General features: G+C 55.7%; 1 rRNA gene. It reads right to left on the bottom strand.

Annotated features, from left to right (window positions below):
• A 23S ribosomal RNA gene (locus MKZ40_RS17235) occupies positions 1–255 on the bottom strand; the annotation flags it as partial.

The raw sequence follows: 255 nt of genomic DNA, 5'->3' as shown, positions 1-255 counted from the left end.
TCTCTACCTGACCACCTGTGTCGGTTTGGGGTACGGTCGCATGTGGTCTGAAGCTTAGAGGCTTTTCCTGGAAGCGTGGCATCGATGACTTCCTGACCGTGGTCAGTTCGTCTCGCATCTCGACCTCAGAGGAACCGGATTTGCCTGATTCCTCGGCCTACATGCTTTCACCAGGACAACCAACGCCTGGCTCACCTAGCCTTCTTCGTCCCCCCATCGCAACCACATCCGGTACGGGAATATTAACCCGTTTCC

This window comes from Cobetia sp. BMC6 (genome assembly GCF_029991385.1).
Lineage (GTDB): Bacteria > Pseudomonadota > Gammaproteobacteria > Pseudomonadales > Halomonadaceae > Cobetia.
This window is presented reverse-complemented; position numbering and strand designations above follow the sequence as displayed.